This window comes from Streptomyces hyaluromycini, assembly GCF_002217755.1.
Lineage (GTDB): Bacteria > Actinomycetota > Actinomycetes > Streptomycetales > Streptomycetaceae > Streptomyces > Streptomyces hyaluromycini.
In genome coordinates, this window is record NZ_BCFL01000016.1 from 1415341 (window position 1) to 1437960 (window position 22620).

The 22620-nt window shown below is 68.2% G+C and carries 19 protein-coding genes and 3 tRNA genes; 3 read left to right on the forward strand and 19 right to left on the reverse strand.

Translation table 11 applies throughout. The annotated features are described in order from the left end of the window. The 10 genes from SSP29_RS06585 to SSP29_RS06635 form a co-directional block, all read right to left on the reverse strand. Positions 1 to 3900, reverse strand: a complete 3900-nt coding sequence (locus tag SSP29_RS06585; protein ID WP_089099472.1) for a DNA-directed RNA polymerase subunit beta' — start codon at positions 3898 to 3900, stop codon at positions 1 to 3. Between the two features lie 101 nt (positions 3901 to 4001). Continuing rightward, the gene (gene rpoB / locus SSP29_RS06590; RefSeq protein WP_089099473.1) at positions 4002 to 7487 is read right to left on the reverse strand and encodes a DNA-directed RNA polymerase subunit beta; all 3486 of its coding nucleotides are present in this window, start codon (positions 7485 to 7487) and stop codon (positions 4002 to 4004) included. 554 nt (positions 7488 to 8041) lie between these two features. Further along, positions 8042 to 8425 (reverse strand): 50S ribosomal protein L7/L12, encoded by a 384-nt coding sequence (gene rplL / locus SSP29_RS06600; protein WP_089099474.1) that lies wholly within the window; start codon positions 8423 to 8425, stop codon positions 8042 to 8044. Between the two features lie 121 nt (positions 8426 to 8546). Beyond that, positions 8547 to 9077 carry a 50S ribosomal protein L10 gene (gene rplJ / locus SSP29_RS06605; RefSeq protein ID WP_089099475.1) on the reverse strand — a complete coding sequence of 177 codons (531 nt, stop codon included), beginning with the start codon at positions 9075 to 9077 and terminating at the stop codon, positions 8547 to 8549. 314 nt (positions 9078 to 9391) lie between these two features. Continuing rightward, a complete protein-coding gene (locus SSP29_RS06610; RefSeq protein ID WP_089099476.1) occupies positions 9392 to 10312 on the reverse strand; it encodes an SCO4651 family lipoprotein in 921 nt (306 codons plus the stop codon). Positions 10313 to 10477: 165 nt separating this feature from the next. Next, entirely contained in the window at positions 10478 to 11203 is a 726-nt protein-coding gene (gene rplA, locus SSP29_RS06615; protein ID WP_046731102.1) for a 50S ribosomal protein L1, read from the reverse strand. An 81-nt stretch (positions 11204 to 11284) separates the two neighbouring features. Beyond that, positions 11285 to 11719: a 50S ribosomal protein L11 gene (rplK, locus tag SSP29_RS06620; RefSeq protein ID WP_089099477.1), complete on the reverse strand. Its 435-nt coding sequence runs from the start codon at positions 11717 to 11719 to the stop codon at positions 11285 to 11287. 237 nt (positions 11720 to 11956) lie between these two features. Next, complete coding sequence (nusG, locus tag SSP29_RS06625; protein WP_089099478.1) at positions 11957 to 12838, reverse strand: transcription termination/antitermination protein NusG; 882 nt, start codon at positions 12836 to 12838, stop codon at positions 11957 to 11959. A gap of 80 nt (positions 12839 to 12918) precedes the next feature. After that, entirely contained in the window at positions 12919 to 13203 is a 285-nt protein-coding gene (gene secE, locus SSP29_RS06630) for a preprotein translocase subunit SecE (protein ID WP_089099479.1), read from the reverse strand. Between the two features lie 109 nt (positions 13204 to 13312). Then, positions 13313 to 13385 (reverse strand) — tRNA-Trp (locus tag SSP29_RS06635). 260 nt (positions 13386 to 13645) lie between these two features. Between SSP29_RS06635 and SSP29_RS06640 the strand changes: the two genes are divergently transcribed. Next, positions 13646 to 14872 carry a pyridoxal phosphate-dependent aminotransferase gene (locus SSP29_RS06640; RefSeq protein WP_167449856.1) on the forward strand — a complete coding sequence of 409 codons (1227 nt, stop codon included), beginning with the start codon at positions 13646 to 13648 and terminating at the stop codon, positions 14870 to 14872. Between the two features lie 161 nt (positions 14873 to 15033). Further along, positions 15034 to 16074, forward strand: coding sequence for an adenosine deaminase (locus SSP29_RS06645; RefSeq protein ID WP_089099481.1), 1041 nt, complete (start codon positions 15034 to 15036; stop codon positions 16072 to 16074). 7 nt (positions 16075 to 16081) lie between these two features. Here the strand turns inward: SSP29_RS06645 and SSP29_RS06650 are convergent, their stop codons facing one another. Next, positions 16082 to 16711, reverse strand: a complete 630-nt coding sequence (locus tag SSP29_RS06650) for a TetR/AcrR family transcriptional regulator (RefSeq protein WP_089099482.1) — start codon at positions 16709 to 16711, stop codon at positions 16082 to 16084. 163 nt (positions 16712 to 16874) lie between these two features. On the opposite strand from SSP29_RS06650, the gene SSP29_RS06655 reads away from it, so the two are divergent. Next, positions 16875 to 17504 carry an NAD(P)-dependent oxidoreductase gene (locus tag SSP29_RS06655; RefSeq protein WP_089099483.1) on the forward strand — a complete coding sequence of 210 codons (630 nt, stop codon included), beginning with the start codon at positions 16875 to 16877 and terminating at the stop codon, positions 17502 to 17504. Positions 17505 to 17549: 45 nt separating this feature from the next. Here the strand turns inward: SSP29_RS06655 and SSP29_RS06660 are convergent, their stop codons facing one another. The 8 genes from SSP29_RS06660 to SSP29_RS06695 form a co-directional block, all read right to left on the reverse strand. Then, on the reverse strand, positions 17550 to 18605 hold the full coding sequence (locus SSP29_RS06660) for a UDP-N-acetylmuramate dehydrogenase (protein WP_089099484.1): 1056 nt from the start codon (positions 18603 to 18605) through the stop codon (positions 17550 to 17552). Positions 18606 to 18717: 112 nt separating this feature from the next. Continuing rightward, on the reverse strand, positions 18718 to 20154 hold the full coding sequence (locus tag SSP29_RS06665; protein ID WP_089099485.1) for an MFS transporter: 1437 nt from the start codon (positions 20152 to 20154) through the stop codon (positions 18718 to 18720). 94 nt (positions 20155 to 20248) lie between these two features. Beyond that, positions 20249 to 20830, reverse strand: coding sequence for a TetR/AcrR family transcriptional regulator (locus tag SSP29_RS06670; protein ID WP_089099486.1), 582 nt, complete (start codon positions 20828 to 20830; stop codon positions 20249 to 20251). 122 nt (positions 20831 to 20952) lie between these two features. Beyond that, a complete protein-coding gene (locus SSP29_RS06675; protein WP_089099487.1) occupies positions 20953 to 21381 on the reverse strand; it encodes a MaoC family dehydratase in 429 nt (142 codons plus the stop codon). A gap of 7 nt (positions 21382 to 21388) precedes the next feature. Continuing rightward, on the reverse strand, positions 21389 to 21850 hold the full coding sequence (locus tag SSP29_RS06680) for a MaoC family dehydratase N-terminal domain-containing protein (protein WP_089099488.1): 462 nt from the start codon (positions 21848 to 21850) through the stop codon (positions 21389 to 21391). Positions 21851 to 21966: 116 nt separating this feature from the next. Next, positions 21967 to 22131, reverse strand: a complete 165-nt coding sequence (gene rpmG / locus SSP29_RS06685) for a 50S ribosomal protein L33 (protein ID WP_003948671.1) — start codon at positions 22129 to 22131, stop codon at positions 21967 to 21969. Positions 22132 to 22220: 89 nt separating this feature from the next. After that, a tRNA-Met gene (locus SSP29_RS06690) sits at positions 22221 to 22293 on the reverse strand. Between the two features lie 46 nt (positions 22294 to 22339). Further along, positions 22340 to 22412, reverse strand: a tRNA-Thr gene (locus SSP29_RS06695). Positions 22413 to 22620 lie beyond the last annotated feature (208 nt).

Below are 22620 nucleotides of genomic sequence, written 5' to 3' on the forward strand. Positions count from 1 at the left end.
CTACTGGTTGTACGGACCGTAGTCGTAGTCCTCCAGCGGGACGGCCTGGCCGGAGCCGGTGCCGAACGGCGAGTAGTCGATGTCGTCGTAGCCGACGGCCGAGTACATCGCGGCCTTCGCCTCCTCGGTCGGCTCGACCCGGATGTTGCGGTAGCGGGACAGACCCGTACCGGCCGGGATGAGCTTACCGATGATGACGTTCTCCTTGAGGCCGATGAGGCTGTCGGACTTGGCGTTGATCGCCGCATCCGTCAGGACTCGGGTCGTCTCCTGGAAGGAGGCGGCCGACAGCCAGGACTCCGTCGCCAGCGAGGCCTTGGTGATACCCATGAGCTGCGGACGACCCGAAGCCGGGTGACCGCCCTCCTGGACCACACGACGGTTCTCGTGCTCGAACTTCGAGCGCTCGACCAGCTCGCCGGGCAGCAGCTCGGCGTCGCCGGACTCGATGATCGTCACGCGGCGCAGCATCTGCCGGATGATGATCTCGATGTGCTTGTCGTGGATCGACACACCCTGCGAGTTGTACACCTTCTGGACCTCGCCGACCAGGTGGACCTGGACGGCACGCTGACCCAGGATGCGCAGCACGTCGTGCGGGTTGGTGGCACCCACGGTGAGCTTCTGGCCCACCTCGACGTGCTCGCCCTCGCTGACCAGGAGACGGGCGCGCTTCGAGATCGGGAACGCCGTCTCGTCGCTGCCGTCGTCCGGCGTGATGACGATCTTCTTGGTCTTCTCGGTCTCCTCGATCCGCACGCGGCCCTGGGCCTCGGAGATCGGGGCGACACCCTTCGGGGTACGGGCCTCGAAGAGCTCGACGACACGCGGCAGACCCTGGGTGATGTCGTCACCGGCCACACCACCGGTGTGGAAGGTACGCATCGTCAGCTGGGTACCGGGCTCACCGATGGACTGGGCGGCGATGATGCCGACCGCCTCACCGATGTCGACCAGCTTGCCGGTGGCCAGCGAGCGGCCGTAGCACATGGCGCAGGTGCCGACGGCGGACTCGCAGGTCAGGACCGAGCGGGTCTTGACCTCGGAGACGCCACGGGCCACGAGCTCCTCGATGAGGACGTCACCGAGGTCGGTGTTGGCCGGGGCCAGCACCACGCCGTCCACGACGATGTCCTCGGCCAGCGCACGGGCGTACACGCTGGTCTCGACGTTCTCCGCCTTGCGCAGCACGCCGTCCGCGCCGACCTCCGCGATGTGCAGCTTGAGGCCGCGCTCGGTGCCGCAGTCCTCCTCGCGGATGATGACGTCCTGCGAGACGTCCACCAGACGACGGGTCAGGTAACCCGAGTCGGCGGTACGCAGGGCGGTGTCGGCGAGACCCTTACGGGCACCGTGCGTGGAGATGAAGTACTCAAGGACGGAGAGGCCCTCGCGGAAGGACGCCTTGATCGGACGCGGGATGGTCTCGTTCTTCGCGTTCGACACCAGACCACGCATACCGGCGATCTGCCGCATCTGCATCATGTTTCCTCGGGCACCCGAGTCAACCATCATGAAGATGGGGTTCGTCTTGGGGAAGTTCGCGTTCATCGCCTCGGCGACCTCGTTGGTCGCCTTGGTCCAGATCGCGATGAGCTCCTGCGTGCGCTCTTCCTTGGTGATCAGACCGCGCTCGTACTGCTTCTGGACCTTCTCGTCCTGCGCCTCGTAGCCGCGGACGATCTCCTTCTTCGCCTCGGGAACGACGACGTCGGAGATGGCCACGGTGACACCGGAACGGGTCGCCCAGTAGAAGCCGGCCGCCTTCAGGTTGTCGAGCGTCGCCGCCACGATGACCTTGGGGTAGCGCTCGGCCAGGTCGTTGACGATCTCGGAGAGCTGCTTCTTGCCCACCGAGTAGTCCACGAACGGGTAGTCCTCGGGCAGCAGCTCGTTGAAGAGCGCGCGGCCCAGGGTGGTGCGCAGCCGGAAGGTGTCACCGGTCTGGTACTCCGGCTCGCCCTCCTCGACGACCGGCGGGGTCCAGCCGCGCGGCGGGATGGTGCCCACCGGGAAGCGGATGTCGATCGGCGACTGGAGCGCGAGCTCACCTGCGTCGAACGCCATGATCGCCTCGGCCGTGGAGCCGAAGGACCGGCCCTCGCCCTTGGTGTCACGCAGCTCGCCGTCGGTGGTGAGGAAGAACAGACCGAGGACCATGTCCTGGGTCGGCATCGTCACCGGACGGCCGTCGGCGGGCTTGAGGATGTTGTTCGAGGACAGCATCAGGATGCGGGCCTCGGCCTGCGCCTCCGCGGACAGCGGCAGGTGCACGGCCATCTGGTCACCGTCGAAGTCCGCGTTGAACGCGGTGCAGACGAGCGGGTGGATCTGGATGGCCTTGCCCTCGACCAGCTGCGGCTCGAAGGCCTGGATGCCGAGGCGGTGCAGGGTGGGCGCACGGTTCAGCAGCACCGGGTGCTCGGCGATGACCTCTTCGAGGACGTCGTACACGACGGTGCGGCCGCGCTCCACCATGCGCTTGGCGCTCTTGATGTTCTGCGCGTGGTTGAGGTCCACGAGCCGCTTCATCACGAACGGCTTGAAGAGCTCCAGCGCCATCGCCTTGGGCAGACCGCACTGGTGCAGCTTCAGCTGCGGACCGACGACGATCACGGAACGCGCGGAGTAGTCCACACGCTTGCCGAGCAGGTTCTGACGGAAGCGACCCTGCTTGCCCTTGAGCATGTCGGACAGCGACTTCAGCGGACGGTTGCCGGGGCCCGTCACCGGGCGGCCACGACGGCCGTTGTCGAAGAGCGCGTCGACGGCCTCCTGGAGCATGCGCTTCTCGTTGTTGACGATGATCTCGGGCGCACCGAGGTCGAGAAGGCGCTTCAGGCGGTTGTTGCGGTTGATCACACGGCGGTACAGGTCGTTCAGGTCGGAGGTCGCGAAGCGGCCACCGTCCAGCTGCACCATCGGGCGAAGGTCCGGCGGGATGACCGGGACGCAGTCGAGCACCATGCCCTTGGGGCTGTTGCTGGTCTGCAGGAACGCGGAGACGACCTTCAGGCGCTTGAGCGCACGGGTCTTCTTCTGGCCCTTGCCGGTACGGATGATCTCGCGGAGCCTCTCGGCCTCCTCGTCGAGGTCGAAGGACTCCAGGCGCTTCTGCAGCGCCGCGGCACCCATCGAGCCGTCGAAGTACGTGCCGAAGCGGTCACGCAGCTCGCGGTAGAGGAGCTCGTCGCCCTCCAGGTCCTGGACCTTGAGGTTCTTGAAGCGGGTCCACACCTCGTCGAGGCGGTCGATCTCGCGCTGCGAACGGTCGCGCAGCTGCTTCATCTCACGCTCGGCGCCCTCGCGCACCTTGCGGCGCACGTCGGCCTTGGCGCCCTCGGCCTCCAGCTCGGCCAGGTCGCTTTCCAGCTTCTTGGCACGGGCCTCCAGGTCGGCGTCCCGGCGGTTCTCGACCTGCTGGCGCTCCACGGAGACATGCGCCTCCAGAGAGGGCAGGTCGCGGGTACGACGCTCCTCGTCGACGAACGTGATCATGTACGCCGCGAAGTAGATGACCTTCTCGAGGTCCTTGGGAGCCAGGTCGAGCAGGTAGCCCAGCCGGCTCGGGACACCCTTGAAGTACCAGATGTGCGTGACGGGAGCGGCCAGCTCGATGTGGCCCATCCGCTCGCGGCGCACCTTGGCGCGGGTCACCTCGACGCCGCAGCGCTCACAGATGATGCCCTTGAAGCGGACGCGCTTGTACTTGCCGCAGTAGCACTCCCAGTCCCGGGTGGGGCCGAAGATCTTCTCGCAGAAGAGCCCGTCCTTTTCCGGCTTGAGGGTGCGGTAGTTGATGGTCTCGGGCTTCTTGACCTCGCCGTGGCTCCACTGACGGATGTCGTCAGCGGTGGCCAGGCCGATCCGGAGCTCGTCGAAGAAGTTGACGTCGAGCACTATGCGTCAATCCCTCTCAGGGTTGTGAGTCTTTGGTCTGAACGGGGGCCTGGGGGTCGGCGGGGGCCTCACACGGTGGCGAGGCCCCTACCGGACTCCCGTCAGACCTCTTCGACGCTGCTCGGCTCGCGCCGGGACAGGTCGATGCCGAGCTCCTCCGCAGCGCGGAAGACGTCCTCGTCGGTGTCACGCATCTCGATGGACATACCGTCGCTGGACAGCACCTCCACGTTCAGGCAGAGCGACTGCATCTCCTTGATGAGGACCTTGAAGGACTCGGGGATGCCGGGCTCGGGGATGTTCTCGCCCTTGACGATGGCCTCGTAGACCTTCACGCGGCCGGTGACGTCGTCGGACTTGATGGTCAGCAGCTCCTGGAGGGCGTAGGCGGCGCCGTACGCCTCCAGCGCCCACACCTCCATCTCGCCGAACCGCTGGCCGCCGAACTGGGCCTTACCGCCCAGCGGCTGCTGGGTGATCATCGAGTACGGGCCGGTCGAACGGGCGTGCAGCTTGTCGTCGACCAGGTGGTGGAGCTTGAGGATGTACATGTAGCCGATGGAGATCGGGTCCGGGAACGGCTCACCGGAACGGCCGTCGAACAGCCGCGCCTTACCGGTCGGCTGCACCAGGCGGTCGCCGTCGCGGTTCGGGATGGTGTGCTGGAGCAGACCCGCCAGCTCGTCCTCGCGGGCACCGTCGAAGACCGGGGTGGCGACGTTGGTGCGCGGGGCGACCTGGTCGGCGCCGATGACCTGGAGCCGCTGGGCCCAGTCGTCGGCGAGGCCGGAGACGTCCCAGCCGCGGCTGGCGAGCCAGCCGAGGTGGATCTCCAGGACCTGTCCCGGGTTCATTCGGGACGGGACACCGAGCGGGTTGAGGATGATGTCGACCGGAGTTCCGTCCTCGAGGAACGGCATGTCCTCGATGGGAAGGATCTTCGAGATGACACCCTTGTTGCCGTGGCGGCCGGCGAGCTTGTCACCGTCGGTGATCTTGCGCTTCTGCGCGACGTAGACGCGGACCAGCTGGTTCACGCCCGGCGGCAGCTCGTCGCCCTCCTCGCGGTCGAAGACGCGCACGCCGATGATCTTGCCGATCTCGCCGTGCGGCACCTTCAGCGAGGTGTCGCGGACCTCACGGGCCTTCTCACCGAAGATCGCGCGGAGCAGGCGCTCCTCCGGCGTCAGCTCGGTCTCGCCCTTGGGCGTGACCTTGCCGACGAGGATGTCACCGGCGACGACCTCGGCACCGATCCGGATGATGCCGCGCTCGTCGAGGTCGGCGAGGACCTCCTCGGAGACGTTCGGGATGTCCCGGGTGATCTCCTCGGGGCCGAGCTTGGTGTCACGGGCGTCGACCTCGTGCTCCTCGATGTGGATCGAGGAGAGGACGTCGTCCTGCACGAGGCGCTGCGACAGGATGATCGCGTCCTCGTAGTTGTGACCCTCCCACGGCATGAACGCCACGAGCAGGTTCTTGCCGAGGGCCATCTCGCCGTTCTCGGTGGCCGGGCCGTCGGCCAGGACCTGGCCCTCGATGATCCGGTCGCCCTCGTCGACGATGACCTTCTGGTTGACCGAGGTGCCCTGGTTGGAGCGGGCGAACTTGGCCAGGCGGTACGTGATGTACGTGCCGTCGTCGTTGGCGGTGGTGATGTAGTCCGCGGAGACCTCCTGGACCACACCCGCCTTCTCGGCCTTGACCACGTCGCCGGCGTCGACGGCGGAGCGGTACTCCATGCCGGTGCCGACGAGCGGGGACTCGCTCTTGATCAGCGGCACGGCCTGCCGCATCATGTTCGCGCCCATGAGGGCACGGTTGGCGTCGTCGTGCTCGAGGAACGGGATCATGGCGGTCGCGACCGACACCATCTGGCGCGGCGAGACGTCCATGTAGTCCACGTCGTCACCGGCGACGTAGTCGACCTCGCCGCCACGACGGCGGACGAGCACCCGGGCCTCGGAGAAGCGCATGTCGTCGTTGAGGCCGGCGTTGGCCTGCGCGATGACGAACCGGTCCTCCTCGTCGGCGGTCAGGTAGTCCACCTCGTCGGTGACCTGGCCGTCGACGACCTTGCGGTACGGGGTCTCGACGAAACCGAACGCGTTGACGCGACCGTAGGAGGCGAGCGAGCCGATCAGACCGATGTTCGGGCCTTCGGGGGTCTCGATCGGGCACATACGGCCGTAGTGCGACGGGTGCACGTCACGGACCTCGAAGCCGGCCCGCTCACGGGAGAGACCACCCGGGCCAAGAGCCGACAGACGGCGCTTGTGGGTGAGACCCGACAGCGGGTTGTTCTGGTCCATGAACTGGGACAGCTGGCTGGTGCCGAAGAACTCCTTGATGGAGGCGACGACCGGCCGGATGTTGATCAGGGTCTGCGGCGTGATCGCCTCGACGTCCTGGGTCGTCATGCGCTCACGCACGACGCGCTCCATACGGGCCAGACCCGTGCGGACCTGGTTCTGGATGAGCTCGCCGACGCTGCGCAGACGACGGTTGCCGAAGTGGTCGATGTCGTCGGTCTCGACGACGATGTTCACGCCGCTGTCACCGACGGTCTCGGTCTCGCCGGCGTGCAGCTTCACCAGGTACTTGATCGTCGAGATGACGTCCTCGACGGTCAGGACGCCCGCGTCCAGCGGAGCCTCCGCACCCAGCTTCTTGTTGACCTTGTAGCGGCCGACCTTGGCGAGGTCGTAGCGCTTGGGGTTGAAGTACAGGTTCTCCAGGAGCGTCTGCGCGGCCTCACGCGTGGGGGGCTCGCCCGGACGCAGCTTGCGGTAGATGTCGAGCAGCGCGTCGTCCTGGCCCTGGGTGTGGTCCTTCTCCAGGGTGGCGCGCATCGACTCGTACTCGCCGAACTCCTCGAGAATCTGCTCGGTGGTCCAGCCGAGCGCCTTCAGGAGGACGGTGACGGACTGCTTGCGCTTGCGGTCGATACGGACACCGACCATGTCGCGCTTGTCGATCTCCATCTCCAGCCAGGCACCCCGGGACGGGATGATCTTGGCGGAGAAGATGTCCTTGTCGGACGTCTTGTCGATGGAGGAGTCGAAGTAGACACCGGGCGAGCGGACCAGCTGCGACACGACGACACGCTCGGTGCCGTTGATGACGAAGGTGCCCTTGTGCGTCATGAGCGGGAAGTCGCCCATGAAGACCGTCTGGGACTTGATCTCGCCGGTCTCGTTGTTGGTGAACTCGGCCGTGACGAAGAGCGGGGCGGCGTACGTGAAGTCGCGCTCCTTGCACTCGTCGATGCTGTTCTTCGGCGGCTCGAAGCGGTGGTCGCGGAACGTCAGCGACATCGACCCGGAGAAGTCCTCGATCGGGGAGATCTCCTCGAAGATCTCCTCCAGACCGGACTTGGTGGGGACGTCCTGACCGGACTCCAGAGCCTCCTCGACCCGACTCTGCCAGGCGGTGTTCCCGAGCAGCCAGTCAAAGCTCTCGGTCTGCAGCGCGAGCAGGTTGGGAACCTCGAGAGGCTCCTTGATCTTTGCAAAAGAGATGCGCAGCGGGGCAGTGCTGGCGCCGTTGTTCATATTCGCGTTCGAGGCAGTGCGCGAGGCGGCCAAGAGGGGGTCCTTCCGAGGGCTCGGACTCACTACGCGCTCCCCGGTCCCTTCCCGGACACAGAGACAGAAACCCCAGTTCAGAGGAGGTTCGGTCGTCGGCGTTCGGGTGAGGGCAGACCCCTGGTGACGGGCAGGGGAAGGCTAACAGGCAGCGCAAAGGGTCAGTGTAGCCACTTGGCACACTGATGTCCAGTCTCCATTTTCTGAGACCCTCTTCATCGTCAACGCCTGCGTCATGCCTGCCCTCAACGCACGTTGATACTGCCCTCTTCGTCGCCGATCCATGCCTCGGATTCGGACCGTTCTGGCGACGCGTCCTGAGAATTGCGCGCTGCGTGCGGTTCGTCAAGGCCCCTCTGCGCAAACCCGGTGCGCCGGAGACACAACGAAGATCACCATACCCCCCGCCGTCACAGGTGCAAGGCAACCGTGGTCGGCCTTCCAGGAACGCCGAAGAGCGACCACCCGGATGGATGATCGCTCTTCGCGGTCTGCGCGTTACAGCCCCCGAGGGGGTGTTTCAGCACACAGAGGTCTGCTCGACCTCAGAGGCCTTACTTGACCTCGACGGAGGCGCCGGCGGCCTTGAGGGACTCGGCGGCCTTCTCCGCGGCCTCCTTGGCGACCTTCTCGAGAACGGGCTTCGGGGCGCCGTCCACGAGGTCCTTGGCCTCCTTCAGGCCGAGGGAGGTCAGCTCACGCACGACCTTGATGACCTGGATCTTCTTGTCGCCGGCGCCGGTGAGGACGACGTCGAACTCGTCCTGCTCCTCAGCGGCCTCGACCGGGGCGCCCGGGGCGGCGGGGCCCGCAACGGCGACCGCGGCGGCGGCGGTGACGTCGAACTTCTCCTCGAACGCCTTCACGAACTCGGAGAGCTGGATCAGGGTCATCGTCTCGAACTCGGCGAGCAGTTCGTCCTGGGTGAGAGCCACGATGGCTTTCCTTCCACTAATTCGGCTGGTGCCGGATGTACATGTCTGGCGGGCGTACGTTCGGCCCGCTACGACCTCTGCCTCAGGCGCTGGGCCTCAGGCGGCGGTCATTTCGCGAGCCGAGTTACTCGGCACCGCCCTGCTCGTCCTGCTTGGCGCGAAGCGCGTCCACGGTGCGGACGAACTTCGACGGGAGCGCCTGGAAGAGCTGTGCAGCCTGCGTCTGCTTGCCCTTCATGGCGCCCGCCAGCTTGGCGAGCAGAACCTCGCGGGACTCAAGGTCCGCAAGCTTCTTGATCTCGTCGGCGGACAGCGCCTTGCCGTCAAGGACACCGCCCTTGATGACGAGGTTCGGGTTGTCCTTGGCGAAGTCACGAAGACCCTTCGCCGACTCCACCGGGTCACCGGTGACGAAGGCGACCGCCGTCGGACCGTTGAACAGGTCGTCGAGCGTCGTGATCCCGGCCTCGTTGGCCGCAATCTTGGTCAGCGTGTTCTTCACCACGGCGTACTGGGCGTTCTCACCGAGCGACCGGCGCAGCGTCTTGAGCTGCGCCACGGTGAGACCCCGGTACTCGGTCAGCACGGCGGCGTTCGAGCTGCGGAACTGCTCCGTCAGCTCGGCTACCGCGGCAGCCTTGTCGGGCCTTGCCATAGAGCGTCGGCCTCCTTCCGGGTGATGAGGACCGCTCAGAAGGGGCTGGGGAAAACGAAACGCCCCGGCGCAGGCGCACGGGGCGTAGCTCGACCGAAGTCACACACGCGATGCATGCGTCTCCGGGAGCACTTCCACAGTCACCTGCGCGGGTCGTCCGCGGTTCAGCGGATCCTTCGGCCGCCGCACACTCTTACGAGCACACGGCAACGACCAGCGGTCTTTGGCTTCTCCAGGAGAGTACGGGACCGGTGCGCCGTCGAGCAAATCGGCCCCGGTCGGTCACCGGCGGACCAGGGGATCGGCCCGGCGGCTCAGGAGGTCAGCCCGCTCGCGCCCTGCGTCTTGAGCAGCGTCTTGAAGTCCGCGGTGTCGCCGGCCGGGGGCTTCCGCGCGCTGACCTTCACGCCGTAGTCGCTGTAGTGCGCGGTCTGGGTCATCGTGCCGTTCGCCGTGTCGGCCTTCTCGGTCTTCTTGACCAGCAGGTCCTGGGCGTTGACCCAGATGTCGACGGTCTCGGTGCTGACGCCGGCCTGGGTGAGCTGCTTCTTCAGGCCGGCCAGCTGGCTCGCCGTGAGGCTGCTGCTCTGCCCGGCCAGGTCGGCCACGTTCACCGTGCCCGCGTAGTGGGTGGTGGCCTGGCCGTCGACCTTCTCCTCGCCGACCCTCTTCACGTCGCCGGAGGCCAGCAGCATCTGCACGGACTTGTTGGGCGTGGTGTTCTGCATCTGGTCCTTGAGCAGCGCGCCCGAGCCGCCCGCGACGGAGGCCAGGTCGCCGTACCCGTACCGGATCCAGTGCTTGCCGCCGGTCTGTGCGGCGAACGTGTCGCTCATCTTCGCGTAGTAGGCGTCGGGCAGATAGCGGGCCTCCATCGACGTCGTACCGAGCCGGCGCATCAGCTCGGCGGTGCTGCCGCCGGTGTAGGTGATGGTGACCGTGCCGGTTATGCCGTCGTCCCAGGCGAGGCTGCCGTTCGTCGTCATGGACAGCAGGGAGCCCATGGTCGTGGTGGAGCGGACCCGGGCGGAGTCGGCGCTGTCGGTGGACCTCTCCGCGGAGCGCAGCGCGGCGACGGGGCTGACCCGGGTCGCGGCGCGGGAACCGGCCCGGTCCTCCTTGCCGGAGCCTCCCGAGCTTCCCGAACCGCCCGCGGAGCTGCAGGCGGCCACCCCGGTCAGCGCGGCCGCCACCGCGATCGAGACGGCCGTACGACGCACCTGCCTGCTCTTCATCCCGCCCACCCCCGTGAAGGTCCCGTACCCCGACGCTAACCCAGGGCACTGACAGTGCGCCGGGAGTCGCACAAACAGCAGGACGGGCCCCGCAACCCTTTCGGTTGCGGGGCCCGTCCTGGTGCTGTCGCGTCCCTGACGCGGCTACCGGAGCGAGCGCGGGGCTCAGACGGCGGCCGGGTCCTCCTCGACGAGGAGGTTGCGGGTGCGGTTCGAGTCGACCGGAATGCCGGGGCCCATCGTGGTGCTGATGGCGGCCTTCTTGATGTAACGGCCCTTGGCGGCGGACGGCTTCAGACGGAGGATCTCCTCCAGCGCGGCGCCGTAGTTCTCCACCAGCTTGTCGTCCTCGAAGGACGTCTTGCCGATGATGAAGTGCAGGTTCGAGTGCTTGTCGACGCGGAACTCGATCTTGCCGCCCTTGATCTCCGTGACGGCCTTGGCCGTGTCGGGGGTCACGGTGCCGGTCTTCGGGTTCGGCATCAGACCACGCGGGCCGAGGACGCGGCCGAGGCGGCCGACCTTGCCCATGAGGTCCGGGGTGGCGACGACGGCGTCGAAGTCCAGACGGCCCTTCGCCACCTCGTCGATCAGTTCGTCGGCGCCGACGATGTCGGCGCCCGCGGCACGCGCGGCCTCGGCACGGTCACCGGTCGCGAAGACCAGGACCCGGGCGGTCTTGCCGGTGCCGTGCGGGAGGTTCACGGTGCCACGGACCATCTGGTCGGCCTTGCGCGGGTCGACACCCAGGCGGAAGGCGACCTCGACGGTGCCGTCGAACTTGGTCGTGGAGGTCTCCTTGGCGAGACGGACGGCCTCGAGCGGGGCGTACAGCTTCTCCCGGTCGATCTTCTCGTCCGCAGCGCGAAGGGCCTTGCTGCGCTTGCTCACAACTTGCTCCTGTGTGTTCTGAAGGAGTCGTGGTGTACGGGCCGAGCAGGCCCTACCACGGTGGTTCTACGAAGGTGGGGTTCAGCCCTCGACCGTGATGCCCATGGAACGGGCGGTGCCGGCGATGATCTTCGACGCGGCGTCCAGGTCGTTGGCGTTGAGGTCGGGCAGCTTGGTCTGGGCGATCTCGCGGACCTGCGCCTCGGTGATCTTGGCGACCTTGGTCTTGTGCGGCTCGCCGGAGCCCTTCTCGACACCAGCGGCCTTGAGGATCATCTTGGCGGCCGGCGGGGTCTTGGTGACGAAGGTGAAGGAACGGTCGTCGTAGACCGTGATCTCCACCGGGATGACCCAACCGCGCTGCGACTCGGTCGCGGCGTTGTAGGCCTTGCAGAACTCCATGATGTTGACGCCGTGCTGACCGAGCGCGGGGCCGACCGGCGGAGCCGGGTTCGCCGCACCGGCGTTGATCTGGAGCTTGATGAGCCCCGTGACCTTCTTCTTCTTGGGAGGCATAGCTCTCCGGGTCCTTTCATTTCGGGTCCTGCCTGCGCGAGGGGACCAACCCGAACGCAGGCATACCGCACAACGATAACGGGTATAGATGCGCGGCCAAAAACGAAGCAGGTCAGGGGGCCCGCTTGAGGCCAACCTGACCTGACTTACCTAGGGGCGCGGGGCTGTATCAATTTGCGGCTACCGCCGCGTGAGCGCGAACAACCCCCACCGGCCCGCAGCCGACGAACGACCGACTCAGTTCTTCTGAATCTGGTCGAACGAAAGCTCGACCGGCGTCTCACGCCCGAAGATCTCCACCAGACCCTTGACCTTCTTGGAGTCCGGGTTGATCTCGTTGATCGTGGCCTGCAACGTGGCGAACGGACCGTCGGTCACCGTCACCGAGTCGCCCACCTCGAAGTCCAGCACCTGGACCTCGACCTTGCGCTGCGGCGCCGGCTTGCCCTCGGCCTCCGCCGCCTCGCGTGCCGCCTTCTCCTCGGCCTCCGGCGCGAGCATCTTGACGATCTCGTCCAGGGTCAGCGGGTAGGGGTCGTACGCGTTGCCGACGAAGCCGGTGACGCCGGGGGTGTTGCGGACGACACCCCACGACTCGTTGGTCAGGTCCATGCGGACGAGCACATAACCGGGCAGCTTGTTCTGCTTGATGGTCTTGCGGTCGCCGTTCTTGATCTGGACGACCTCTTCCTGCGGCACCTCGGCCTGGAAGATGTAGTCCTCGACGTTCAGCGAGACGGCGCGCTGCTCCAGGTTGGTCTTCACGCGGTTCTCGTAGCCGGCGTAGGTGTGGATGACGTACCACTCGCCCGGCAGCAGGCGCAGCTCCTCGCGGAGCGCCTGGACGGGGTCGACCGGCTCGGCGGGCTCCTCCTCGACGAGCTCGTCCTCGACGGCCTCGTCTTCGGCGTCCTCGGCGTCCTCGTCTTCCGCATCCTCGGCGAGCTCGTCCTCGTCCTCGACGTGGACCGCGGTCTCCTCGGCCGGCTCCCCCAGTTCGGCCTCGGCAGCCTCGAACTCGTCCTGCTCGTCCGCGCCCTCGACGATGTCCAGCTCGTCTTCGACGGCCTCTTCGGGCTCGACGGCCTCGACGGCGTCGTTCAGGTTCGGGTCAGACACGATGGCTGCTTCTTCCTGGATACATAGGGGTGGAACATGCGAAATCGGGCGCCGGTACCACGGCGCCCTTCGCTCTGTGCTCAGCCGAAGACGTACTTGGCCGCGTGGTTGAGTCCATAGTCAATCACGGTCACCAGAGCGATCATGATGGCGACGAAGAAGATCACCACGGTGGTGTACGACGTCAGCTGGTTACGAGTCGGCCAGACGACCTTGCGGAGTTCCGCGATGATCTGGCGGTAGAAGGTACCGAGGCGCTTCAGCGGGCCCTTCTTGGCACGCTTGCCGCCCTTGCGGCCCTTCTTCTTGGACTCCTGCACCTCATCGGCATCAGGCGTGTCGATGGAGCCCACGGCGTCCGTCATTCGTCCTCACCTGGTCCCGGGTCATGGCCGTGCCGCGCCCGGTTTCTGGAGCCGCACGGCGGTGCAATGCTTGTACGTACATGCGCACACATCCTGGCGGTGTGTGTAGCAGGGCCGGAGGGACTTGAACCCCCAACCGCCGGTTTTGGAGACCGGTGCTCTACCAATTGAGCTACGACCCTTTGTGTGTCCCCCAACGTACCGCATCCGGCCGGGTGCTCGGTGTGCACCCGCTCAGGCACGGCTGTTGAAGGCCAACGAGGTGAGAGTGTACGTGCTCCGCGGCGCCGCGTCGAACAGAAAGTGGCAGTCGGGGCGACCGTACGGAAGATCGTCCTGGCCGGGGGCCGGATCCGCACGCTTGTTCATGGTTCGGCCCGTACTTGTTCAGTCTGTGAAACCGGCGTGCCGGGCAGGTTTCCGGTCTGAAACGATGGGGCCCATGAGCGCTGCAACCCCTCCCACCGAGCGCCGGGTCTCCGCCCGAGTCGGCGCGATCTCCGAGTCCGCCACCCTCGCCGTGGACGCCAAGGCAAAGGCCCTCAAGGCCGCCGGGCGCCCGGTGATCGGCTTCGGCGCCGGTGAGCCCGACTTCCCGACGCCGGACTACATCGTCGAGGCCGCCATCGAGGCCTGCAAGAACCCGAAGTACCACCGCTACACCCCGGCCGGCGGTCTGCCCGAGCTGAAGAACGCGATCGCCGCGAAGACGCTGCGCGACTCGGGCTACGAGGTGGACGCCTCCCAGGTCCTCGTCACCAACGGCGGCAAGCAGGCCATCTACGAGGCCTTCGCCGCGATCCTCGACCCGGGCGACGAGGTCATCGTCCCCGCCCCGTACTGGACCACGTACCCGGAGTCCATCCGCCTGGCCGGCGGTGTCCCGGTCGAGGTCGTCGCGGACGAGACCACCGGCTACCGCGTCTCCGTGGAGCAGCTGGAGGCGGCCCGCACCGAGAAGACGAAGGTCGTGCTCTTCGTCTCCCCGTCCAACCCGACCGGCGCGGTCTACAGCGAGGCCGAGACCGAGGCGATCGGCCGCTGGGCCGTGGAGCACGGTCTGTGGGTCCTCACGGACGAGATCTACGAGCACCTGGTCTACGGCGACGCGAAGTTCACCTCGCTGCCGGCGATCCTGCCCGAGCTGCGCGACAAGTGCATCGTGGTCAACGGTGTGGCGAAGACGTACGCCATGACCGGCTGGCGGGTGGGCTGGGTCATCGGCCCCAAGGACGTCGTCAAGGCGGCCACCAACCTCCAGTCGCACGCCACCTCCAACGTCTCCAACGTGGCGCAGGTCGCCGCCCTGGCCGCCGTCTCCGGCGACCTGGAGGCCGTGGCGACGATGCGCGAGGCCTTCGACCGGCGCCGCCAGACGATCGTGCGGATGCTCAACGAGATCGACGGCGTGCTCTGCCCGGAGCCCGAGGGCGCCTTCTACGCTTACCCGTCGGTCAAGGCGCTGCTCGGCAAGGAGATCCGCGGCAAGCGCCCGGCCTCCTCGGTGGAGCTGGCCGAGCTGATCCTGGAGGAGGCAGAGGTCGCCGTCGTCCCCGGCGAGGCCTTCGGCACGCCCGGCTACCTGCGCCTGTCGTACGCGCTGGGTGACGAGGACCTCGTCGAGGGCGTGAGCCGGATGCAGAAGCTCCTGTCGGAAGCCAAGGACTGACCCTCTCCGCGAAAGCACGCTCCACGCGCGCGTACGGGCCGTCTCCCACGGGGAGGCGGCCCGTTCTCGTGTCCGGTCCTCGGTGCGCTCTCGTGTGCGAGCAAGGCCACTAACGGGGAATCCGCTACCGGTAGGACAGCCGCGTACGGCAGGATCCTGGAATGGAGCACGTACGTGATGTCTCTGAGCTGCCGAAAGCTCATCTGCATCTGCACTTCACCGGTTCGATGCGGCCGGCAACCGTCCTGGAACTGGCCGACAAATACGGCGTGCGCCTCCCCGAGGCGCTCACCGACGCCCTGACCAGCGGCGAACCACCGAGACTACGGGCCACCGACGAGCGGGGCTGGTTCCGCTTCCAGCGGCTGTACGACGCCGCTCGCTCCTGCCTGAGAGAGCCCGAGGACATCCGGCGCCTGGTCCGGGAGGCCGCCGAGGAGGATCTGAAGGACGGCTCGCGCTGGCTGGAGATCCAGGTGGACCCGACGTCGTACGCCCCGCGGCTCGGCGGTCTGATCCCGGCCCTGGAGATCATCCTGGACGCGGTCGAGACGACCTCCCGGGAGACCGGCCTCGGCATGCGTGTCCTGGTGGCCGCGAACCGTATGAAGCACCCCTTGGACGCGCGGACGCTGGCCCGGCTCGCCGTCCGGTACGCGGACCGGGGCGTGGTCGGCTTCGGGCTGTCGAACGACGAGCGACGGGGCATGGCGCGGGACTTCGACCGGGCGTTCCACATCGCGCGCGAGGGCGGCCTGCTGGCGGCCCCGCACGGCGGCGAGCTGACCGGCCCGGCGTCGGTGCGGGACTGCCTGGACGACCTGCACGCCTCCCGGATCGGGCACGGCGTGCGGGCGGCGGAGGACCCGAGGCTGCTCAAGCGCCTGGCGGACCGGGAGATCACCTGCGAGGTGTGCCCGGCCTCCAACGTGGCCCTGGGCGTCTACGAGAAGCCCGAGGACGTGCCGCTGCGCACCCTCTTCGAGGCGGGCGTGCCGCTGGCCCTGGGCGCCGACGACCCGCTCCTGTTCGGCTCCCGGCTTGCCGCGCAGTACGACATCGCGCGCGTGCACCACGCCTTCACGGACGCCGAACTGGCGGAACTGGCCCGCCAGTCGGTCCGGGGCTCGGCTGCACCGGAGGACGTGAAGTCCGGGCTTCTGGCGGACATCGACGCCTGGCTGGTCGCGCCGGTGTCCTGATTGCCGGTCACGCCCCGGTGGCAGGGCGGGCGCGCTCCTCGGCGACGGAGAGCCCGCCCAGCAGGGTGCGGGCGATGCGGGCGGCGAACGTGTCGACCGGCGGGCGCTCGCCGGTCGAGGTCGCCTCGTAGGCGAAGACGCGCTGGACACAGGCGCCGAGGAGGAGGGCGGCGGCCGCGGTGGTGTCGGCGTCGGGGCGGATCCGGCCGACCGCCTTCTCGGCGCACAGGTAGGCGTCGAGGGCTCTCATCGGCACATGCGGTCCCGCGCCGATGGTGCGCAGTTTGTCGTCGAGCTTCCGCTTGAGCTGCTGCTCGGCGTAGAGGGAGGCGGCGATCGGGAAGCTCGCCTCGTAGAAGAGGGCGGCCTGACGGGCGATCTGAGTGAGGTTGTCCTCCAGGCTGCCCCGGCCGGGTTCCACGGTGAGCTCGCCGAGGAGCGGGAGAAGCCGCGGCAGCCGCTCGGTCAGGACGTGCACGAACAGTTCTTCCTTGCTGGGGAAGTACTTGTAGAGGGCCGCCTCGGAACAGCCGGCCGCCCTGGCGATCTCCTTGGTGGTGGCACGGGCGAGCCCGACGGTGCGCATCAGCTCGTGAGCGGCGTCGAGGATGCGGACGCGGGCCGGTTTCTGCTCCATGGCATCCAAGGATCACATGCCCCTTCCTGCGGCTTCGACGGACTTCCCCGAAGGGCCTTGACTGGTGAGTGAATACTTACCCACTCTAGGAGGAGACAGAGGTGAGTGAACACTCACCCACCACTCTTGCCGCCACTCTTGCTGTCCTGGAACGGGAGCAGTCATGAATCTCACTGTGTTCGGCGCGACCGGCGGGATCGGCCGGGAGCTGGTCCGTCAGGCGCTGGCGTCCGGCCACCGGGTCACGGCGGTGGTCCGCGACCCCGCCCGGCTGACCGTGACCGGTACGGGCCTGGAGGTGGTCCGCGCGGACCTCACCGACCCCGAGGTGATCCGCCCGGCGCTGAGCGGCCGGAACGCGGTCCTGTCCGGCCTGGGCCCGCGCGGCCGGGGCGACGCCGGCGTCGCCGCCCGGCTGACCCGCACGGTCCTGGCCGCCATGGAGGCGGAGGCCGTACGACGGCTGGTGGTGGTCAGCGCCGCGCCGGTGGGCCCGGAACCGGACGACGGCCTCCTGGACCGCTCCATGCGCGGTCTGGTCTCCACCGTCCTCAAGCCGGTCTACGACGACCTGCGCGAGATGGAGGCCGAACTGTCCCGCAGCGGCACCGACTGGACCTCCGTACGCCCGCCGCGCCTGCAGGACAAGCCGCTGACCGGTACCTACCGCACGGTGGTGGGCGGCTTCCCGCGCAAGGGACGCTTCATCGCGCGGGCGGACGTGGCCCACGCGATGCTGGCGATGATCGAGGACGCCGGGACGGTGAAGCAGGGGGTGGGAGTGGCGTACTGAGCCTCCGGCTCGCGGCTCCTGCCTCTCTGGAGGCTCACGCCCTCTCTAGAGGCTCACGCCGACGGTCACCGGCTCGTTGACCAGGGTCACGCCGAAGGCCTCCCGGACCCCGGCGACGACCTCCCGAGCCAGCGCCAGCAGATCCTCGGTCGTGGCCCCGCCCCGGTTGGTCAGCGCCAGCGTGTGCTTCGTGGAGATCCTGGCCGCGCCACTGCCGTACCCCTTGGTGAACCCGGCCTTGTCGATCAGCCAGGCCGCCGAGGTCTTGGTACGCCCGTCCCCCGCCGGGTAGGCGGGTGGCTCGGCCGTGTCCCCCAGCCGCTCCCGCACGCGCGCGTGGAAGGCGGCGAACTGCTCGTCCGTGAGGATCGGGTTGGTGAAGAAGGACCCCGCCGACCAGGTGTCGTGGTCCTCGGGATCCAGCACCATCCCCTTCCCGGCGCGCAGCTTGAGCACCGCCTCGCGGACCTCGGCGAGCGGCGCCCGGTCCCCCGGCTCCACCCCGAGCGCTCGCGCGGCCTCCGCGTACCGCACCGGCGCCGACAGCCCGCCGGCGTCCTCCAGTCCGAACCGGACGCGCAGGACGACGTAGCGCTCGGGGTCGGCCTTGAAGCGGCTGTGCCGGTATGAAAACGCGCACTCCTCGTTGGCCAGCGTCACCGTCTCGCCGCTCCGCCGGTCGTACGCGACGACCTCGGTGACGGTCGCGGAGACCTCCTGGCCGTACGCCCCCACGTTCTGGATGGGCGTGGCCCCGGCGGAGCCCGGGATCCCGGCGAGGCACTCGATGCCCGCGAGGCCGGCCTCTACGGTGCGGGCGACCGCGTCGGTCCACACCTCGCCGGCCGCCAGCTCCAGCGTCGTGCCGCGCAGTTCGAAGCCGGTGGTGGCGATGCGCAGGGCGGTGCCGTCGAAGCCCTTGTCGCCGATGACCAGGTTCGAGCCGCCGCCGATGACCAGCAGCGGGGTCCCGCTGTCGTCGGCCGCGCGGACGGCGGCGACGACCTCGGCGTCGGTGGTGGCGGTGACCAGCCGGGTGGCGGGGCCGCCGAGCCGGAAGGTGGTGAGGGGGGCGAGGGGGGCGTCGTGGAGTTCCTGCACGCGCCCAAGACTACGAGACGCCACCGACAGTCCCACCGCCAAGAGCGGCACGCGCGCGTGGGGCCCCGTCCGCCGAGAACGGGGCCCCACGCGCGCGTGCCGTCAGCCGTCGTCAGCCGCCGACGGTCTCCAGCGCCGGGGCCGGCTCCCCCTCGGCGACGAGCCGCGCGGCGCGCCGCCGGCCGGGGATGGCCAGGGCCGCGATCCCGGCGAGGACCACCACGGCCGAGCCGGTGAACAGGGCGGGCTTCAGTCCGTCCACGAAGCTCTGGGCGCTCTCGTAGCCGCCCTGGGCGGAGAAGATGGACGACATGACCGCGACGCCGAGTGCGCCGCCGACCTCGCGCAGCGCGTTGTTGGCGCCGGAGGCGATGCCCTGTTCCTGCGGCCGTACGGCGGACATCACCAGGTTGGCGGCCGGGGCGAAGTACAGGGCCATGCCGATGCCGCTGATGATCAGGCCGGGCAGCTGGGCGGCGTAGGAGGCGTCGGCGGTGACGACGGAGGCCAGGTAGCCGAGCCCGGCGGCCTGCAGGAAGAGTCCGGCCGCGACGACCGGGCGGCCGCCTACGCGGTCGGACAGGATGCCCGCGATCGGCGCGACGATCATCGGCATGCCGGTCCAGGGCAGCATCCTGAGGCCCGCCTCGGTGGGCGAGTAGCCGAGCACGCCCTGCATGTACTGGCTGAGCAGGAAGATCGACCCGAACATCCCGAGGAACATCAGCAGGCTGGCCGCGTTGATCCCGGAGAAGGCGCGGGAGCGGAAGAGCCGCATCGGCAGCATGGGGTTCTTGGCGCGGCTGCCGTGGAAGACGAAGCCGACGAGCAGGGCGGTGCCCGCGAACAGCCCGGTGAGCACGAGCGGGCCGGTCCAGCCGTCGGCGGGGCCGCGCACCAGGCCGTAGACGATCCCGAAGAGACCGCCGCTGGCGAGCAGGGTGCCGGGTATGTCGAGCGGGGCGCCGGTGCCGTGGGACTCGGCGAGGCGGAGGCGGGCGAGCGGCAGCAGGGCGAGGCCGAGCGGCACGTTCAGCCAGAAGATCCAGTGCCAGGACACGTGTTCGGTGAGGCTGCCGCCGATGAGCGGCCCGGAGGCGACCGCGAGCCCGTTGACGGCACCCCAGATGCCGTACGCCATCCCGCGTTTGGCCTCGGGCACGGCCGCCGTCAGCAGGGTGAGGGTGAGCGGCATCATGATCGCCGCGCCGACGCCCTGCACCGCGCGGGCGGCGATCAGGGAGTCGATGCCGGGCGCCATGGCCGCGGCGGCGGAGGCGCCGGTGAAGACGGTGAGCCCGGCGAGGAAGAGCCGGCGCCGGCCGAAGCGGTCGCCCAGGGCGGCGCCGAACATCAGCAGGACGGCGAAGGTGAGCGTGTAGGCGCTCACGGTCCATTCGAGGTCGTCCAGGGCTCCGCCGAGGTCCTTGCGGATGGAGGGCAGGGCGGTGGTGACGACGAGGTTGTCGAGGGCCGCCATGAATCCGGCGACGCTGGTGATGACGAGCGCCCATCCGGCGCCCCCGCGGCGTGCGGTCTCTTGTGACATCGCTCCCCCAGAGCATGCTCTGCGTTGGTTAGTTAGTGATCACTAAATTTCTGGCCCAAGAAAAGGCCCTGGTCGGGAAAGGCGGACCGCCCCGTCACCCGTCGTTGCACTTCTCCAGCCGTCCCGTGGCCCCGGCATCCGGGAACATCCCCTGCCAGACCCGGTGTTCGGGCGGAAACCCCATGGCCGAGTAGGTGTTGATGAGCATCCCCTTGGCCAGGAAGGCCGTGGTGGCGTCGACGTCGACCCCCGAGAGCAGATGGACGGCGTCCCAGAGCCGCATCCAGCCGTCCCGCACCAGCTCACCGAACTCGTGCTCGCCCTCCGCCTCCGCGGCCGCGACGGTGATGTACGTCTGCATCTGCATCTGGAGCCGCTCCGGCCTCTCCTGGATCAGCCGCACATACGCCTCGCCCATGGCGCGCAGGGCCTCCTCGCCCTTCAGCCCCTCGGCCGTCTTCTCGAAGACCTCGCGCATGTCGTCGATGCAGCGCTGCGAAGCCGCGGCGAACATCGCCTTCTTGCCCGGGAAGAGCCGGAAGAGGTACGGCTGCGAGACCCCGACCCGCTTGGCGATCGCCTCGGTGGAGGTGCCGTAGTAGCCCCTCTGTGCGAACTCTGCGATCGCCGCGCGGATGACGCTCTCGCGCCGCTCCTCTGCGCTCATCCTGACCATGCGAGAAAGTTAGTACTCAATCACTAACTACGTCAAGGGGGTCCCGACCGCTGCACTACGGGGACCGCATACGCGTAAGGAGCGCCCCGCAATGGAGGGCGCCCCTTACCGAGTCGCCGGGCTCAGCCCAGCCGCACGACCGCACGCGACATGCCCAGCACCTTCTGCCCGGCGCTCATCGCCGTCAGGTCGACGCGCACGGTGTTGTCGTCGAGCTTGGCCGCGACCTTGCCGCTGACCTCGATCAGGGCGCCCTGGTCGTCGTTCGGGACGACGACGGGCTTGGTGAAGCGGACGCCGTAGTCGACGACCGCGCCCGGGTCGCCGGTCCAGTCGGTCACCACCCGGATCGCCTCGGCCATGGTGAACATGCCGTGCGCGATGACGTCCGGCAGGCCGACCTCCTTGGCGAACTTCTCGTTCCAGTGGATCGGGTTGAAGTCCCCGGAGGCGCCCGCGTACCGCACCAGCGTGGCGCGGGTCACGGGGAAGGTCTGCGCCGGGAGTTCGGTGCCGACCTCGACGTCCTCGTAAGCGATCTTCGCCGTCATCGGATCCTCACGCCCCCTCTTCCACGTCCGCCGCGCGGGCCACCAGCTTGGTCAGGGCGCTCACCACGAGCTCGCCCGCCTCGTCGTGGACGTCGCCGCGGATGTCGATGACGTCGTTGCCCGCGAGGGACTTGATGGCCTCGATGGTCGAGGTCACCGTCAGCCGGTCGCCGGCGCGCACCGGGCGCCGGTAGGCGAACTTCTGGTCGCCGTGCACCACCCGGCTGTAGTCCAGGCCGAGCTGCGGGTCCTCGACGACCTGTCCGGCCGCGCGGAAGGTGATCGAGAAGACAAAGGTCGGCGGGGCGATCACATCGGAATGGCCGAGCGCCTTGGCGGCCTCCGCGTCCGTGTACACGGGGTTGGCGTCGCCCACCGCCTCGGCGAACTCACGGATCTTCTCCCGCCCCACCTCGTAGGGCTCGGTGGGTGGGTAGGTCCGTCCCACGAAGGACTGGTCGAGCGCCATTGGCCCGGTACCTCCTGATGTCTGCTGTGATGCCCCACAAACTAGCGGGAAAGCCGTCCCCCGAAACGCCGTGAGGCCGCCCCCGAGTGGGGACGGCCTCACGAACGAGCCTGTTGTTATCGCGTCTCGCGGTGCGCAGTGTGCGCATTGCAACGCGGGCAGTGCTTCTTCATCTCAAGACGGTCCGGGTTGTTACGCCGGTTCTTCTTGGTGATGTAGTTCCGCTCCTTGCACTCCACGCAGGCCAGCGTGATCTTCGGGCGGACGTCGGTGGCAGCCACGTGAGTGCTCCTTGACGAACGGGTGGGATGGTTTAACGCATAAAAGAGTAGCCGATCGAAGGACCGACCCCGCAATCGGCTACTGTCAGTAGCGGTGACCGGACTTGAACCGGTGACACAGCGATTATGAGCCGCTTGCTCTACCGACTGAGCTACACCGCTTTGATGAGATCGGCCCCCGTCTCGCGACGGGAACCTCTCACACCAGAGCCCCAATACGGAATCGAACCGTAGACCTTCTCCTTACCATGGAGACGCTCTGCCGACTGAGCTATTGGGGCGAGCGATGAAGACATTACACGCTCGGCCGCCGTTCACCCAAATCCGTTTCCCGCCGCCCTTCCAGGCCCCTTCCGCACGGCTCACGGCAGCCTCCCGGACCCCTTCCGGAACTCCCCGCACGCGCGCGGCCAACCGTTCCCCGCAGGTCCGACGGCTGCGGTACGACTATTGCGCTCCTCCCCGCCGCACGCGGCTCGCCGTCCTAGG

Excerpts from the sequence above, each read along its gene's own strand:
- rplJ (WP_089099475.1), bottom strand. The coding sequence starts at position 9,077 with ATGGCAAGGCCCGACAAGGCTGCCGCGGTAGCCGAGCTGACGGAGCAG.
- SSP29_RS06610 (WP_089099476.1), bottom strand. The coding sequence starts at position 10,312 with ATGAAGAGCAGGCAGGTGCGTCGTACGGCCGTCTCGATCGCGGTGGCG.
- rplK (WP_089099477.1), bottom strand. The coding sequence starts at position 11,719 with ATGCCTCCCAAGAAGAAGAAGGTCACGGGGCTCATCAAGCTCCAGATC.
- secE (WP_089099479.1), bottom strand. The coding sequence starts at position 13,203 with ATGACGGACGCCGTGGGCTCCATCGACACGCCTGATGCCGATGAGGTG.
- SSP29_RS06640 (WP_167449856.1), top strand. The coding sequence starts at position 13,646 with ATGAGCGCTGCAACCCCTCCCACCGAGCGCCGGGTCTCCGCCCGAGTC.
- SSP29_RS06645 (WP_089099481.1), top strand. The coding sequence starts at position 15,034 with ATGGAGCACGTACGTGATGTCTCTGAGCTGCCGAAAGCTCATCTGCAT.
- SSP29_RS06650 (WP_089099482.1), bottom strand. The coding sequence starts at position 16,711 with ATGGAGCAGAAACCGGCCCGCGTCCGCATCCTCGACGCCGCTCACGAG.
- SSP29_RS06655 (WP_089099483.1), top strand. The coding sequence starts at position 16,875 with ATGAATCTCACTGTGTTCGGCGCGACCGGCGGGATCGGCCGGGAGCTG.
- SSP29_RS06665 (WP_089099485.1), bottom strand. The coding sequence starts at position 20,154 with ATGTCACAAGAGACCGCACGCCGCGGGGGCGCCGGATGGGCGCTCGTC.
- SSP29_RS06670 (WP_089099486.1), bottom strand. The coding sequence starts at position 20,830 with ATGGTCAGGATGAGCGCAGAGGAGCGGCGCGAGAGCGTCATCCGCGCG.
- SSP29_RS06675 (WP_089099487.1), bottom strand. The coding sequence starts at position 21,381 with ATGACGGCGAAGATCGCTTACGAGGACGTCGAGGTCGGCACCGAACTC.
- SSP29_RS06680 (WP_089099488.1), bottom strand. The coding sequence starts at position 21,850 with ATGGCGCTCGACCAGTCCTTCGTGGGACGGACCTACCCACCCACCGAG.